Genomic DNA, 2,876 nt, shown 5'->3' on the forward strand with positions numbered 1-2,876 from the left:
ACCGGTGCCATCTGGCCCCAGGGTGGGCGTGGCATCTTGAGGCAGCATATTACCCACAGAATTCAGGCGTTCCAATACCCGTGTGCGGGCCCAGTACACGTCTGTCTCATCCTCAAAGATGACATAGATAAAACTCATGCCGAACATGGAGGTTCCCCGCACATATTTTACCTCGGGCAGGCCCTGCAAATTCGTAACAAGCGGATAGGTAATCTGGTCTTCCACCAGCTGAGGGCTTCGGCCCATCCACTCAGTAAAGACAATCACCTGGTTTTCAGACAAATCGGGAATGGCATCCACTTTGTTTGTCTGTACAGAATAAAGGCCCCAGCCAAACAGCGATGCTGCAATGAGCAACACCATTATGCGGTTGCGGAGCGAAAAGGAAATTAACTTTTCGATCATGGAATTAAAATAACCTTAATAGAAATGACTAGCAGCCGCTTGAAACGGCTGAAAAGGGGGACAGTACCAAAGAACAGGGTAGCGTTGCTACCAACGCAGTGTCACAAGGTCACAACTGCGCCTATTGTAAAGGTACTTACAAGCCTGTAAGGTTATATAAGGAAGGACTGCACCAGAACAGGTATGTCCCGGGCAATGGGAGGGGAAGTATAAAGTGCGTAAGCAGGTTTTAACTCATCCTGAAGTGCAAAAAGCTGCAGGATCACCACTTTCACAGCGGCGATGAATTTAAGATCCAGTGTTTTATTGAGCGCAAGCGCCTTTGTGTCAGAGGCTATATCCAGGCGCTCTACCACAAACTGGTGGTCTTCACAGCAGCTTTTTTCTTTGGTATCTTGAGGAATGTGGCAAGGAGGCAGCGTTTCTTTCATCTGCTCCATCGGGCAATCTTCAGCCTGCCCGTAGAAACTTAAATCACGTATCTCCCCGGCACATAGATGCATACCTACTGTAACACCTGTCGAGGAGACAAGCACCAGCAGGGCTAACGTTAGCAATATGATCCGGTGAAGAGTTTTCATAATGGTACCTTACCACAAAGGTACAACAGGGCAACTGGGTATGTTATATAATTAGCTATTTTTTTTACATATTTTTCGTGCACGCTTGCCAAGCCTTACAGCTACCCAAGCCGCGAAAGCGGAAAAACAGGTTTGCACCCTTCCTGTAGAACAGGACGAACGGTTTATGGTTCCCTTACTCCAGTAATAAAATAACGCTGTCTTCGTAAAACAACAGATGAGTACCGTGGCTGTGAGTCGAACTTACAGAAGATGGTGTGTTGCATGGGCAACTATACCTTCTAGAACTCTACTGGCTTTCCAAGGGCCTGTTTGATAAAATCTGTAAATCTTAGCTGAAATTGTATAACAGCCTGGGTAAAGGCAGCATGTACCTTTGTACCATCAAGAAAGATAAAACGAATGGAATATGGAGAATAAAGTGCTGATCTCTGATAAATCCGCAAGCCAACATGCTGTAAAGCTGCAGAAGGCGTCTCTCCCTGTTACAGGTATGAGTTGTGCCTCCTGTGCCTTAAGTGTGGAGTCCATGGTGGGTGCACAGCCAGGCGTATCACAAGCGGCAGTGAACTTCGCCTCCCAGACACTGCAGGTGTCTTATGACCCTGACCAGATTGCTCTTACCGATATACAGAAGAATGTGCAGGAAATAGGCTTTGACTTGATCATTGATCAGGAAAATGCCCAGGAAAAGCAGGAAGAGGAGCAGTATAACCGTTACCAGGCGCTGAAGAAGAGAACTATCGCAGCGGCAATACTTACCCTGCCGGTGTTTATCATCGGGATGTTCTTTATGGACATGCCTTACGGAAACTGGATCATGATGGTGCTTAGCGCGCCGGTACTGTTTTACTTTGGCCGAAACTTCTTTATCAATGCTTTCAAGCAAGCGAAAAACGGGAAGGCGAACATGGACACGCTGGTGTCGTTGAGCACAGGCATTGCCTTCCTCTTCAGCGTGTTTAACACCTTCTTCCCTGAGTTCTGGCATACACGGGGACTACATCCGCACGTATACTTTGAGGCTGCTGCTGTCGTAATCGTGTTCATTATGCTGGGCAAGCTGTTGGAGGAGAGGGCCAAATCCAATACCTCCACCGCCATTAAGAAGCTGATAGGCCTACAGCCCAAAACTGTTTGGTTGGTAGAGGGCGACCAAGAGCGGGAGGTGCCTGTTTCTGAAGTGCAGAAAGGAGACCTGCTGCTGGTACGCGCCGGAGAGAAGATACCTGTGGACGGAGAAGTGGCGAGGGGTACTTCCTATGTTGACGAATCCATGATTTCAGGGGAACCCGTACCGGTTGCCAAGCAGCAAGGAGACAAAGTGTATGCAGGAACCATCAATCAGAAAGGTAGCTTTCAGTTTGTGGCTGAGCGCGTGGGAAGTGAGACCATGTTGGCTCAGATCATCAGGATGGTACAGGAAGCACAAGGCTCTAAGGCTCCCGTACAAAAACTGGTTGATAAGATCGCTGGTATATTTGTACCGGTAGTGCTGGTGATAGCGCTGGTTAGCTTTACCGCTTGGTTTGTACTCGGCGGCGACAATGCGCTGACTCAGGCCCTACTGGCTCTGGTGACTGTCCTTGTTATTGCCTGCCCATGTGCTCTGGGCTTGGCAACACCAACTGCTATTATGGTGGGCGTAGGCAAAGGTGCTGAAAACGGCATTCTGATAAAGGATGCGGAAAGCCTGGAGCAGGCACATAAAGTAAATGCTGTCGTTCTCGATAAGACAGGCACCATCACAGAGGGCAAACCGGTGGTGACGGATGTGGTGTGGGCTGATGAAGCGAGTGCCCACAAACAAAACCTACAAACCGTGCTATTGTCGTTGGAAATGCAGTCAGAGCACCCGCTTGCTGAGGCAGTGGTGCGGCATCTGAAAAA

General features: G+C 48.8%; 3 protein-coding genes. 1 reads left to right on the forward strand and 2 read right to left on the reverse strand.

The genetic code is table 11. The features are described from left to right. Window positions 1–405 (reverse strand): efflux RND transporter permease subunit (locus tag O71_RS21070; RefSeq protein ID WP_007661331.1); only part of this gene is annotated, 405 nt, incomplete at its 3' end. A gap of 152 nt (window positions 406–557) precedes the next feature. Beyond that, complete coding sequence (locus O71_RS21075) at window positions 558–986, reverse strand: hypothetical protein (RefSeq protein ID WP_133242696.1); 429 nt, start codon at window positions 984–986, stop codon at window positions 558–560. A gap of 409 nt (window positions 987–1,395) precedes the next feature. On the opposite strand from O71_RS21075, the gene O71_RS21080 reads away from it, so the two are divergent. After that, window positions 1,396–2,876: cation-translocating P-type ATPase (locus O71_RS21080; protein WP_007661333.1), on the forward strand; the 1,481-nt coding region annotated here is incomplete at its 3' end.

Origin of the sequence: Pontibacter sp. BAB1700 (assembly GCF_000277005.1) — a bacterium.
Lineage (GTDB): Bacteria > Bacteroidota > Bacteroidia > Cytophagales > Hymenobacteraceae > Pontibacter > Pontibacter lucknowensis.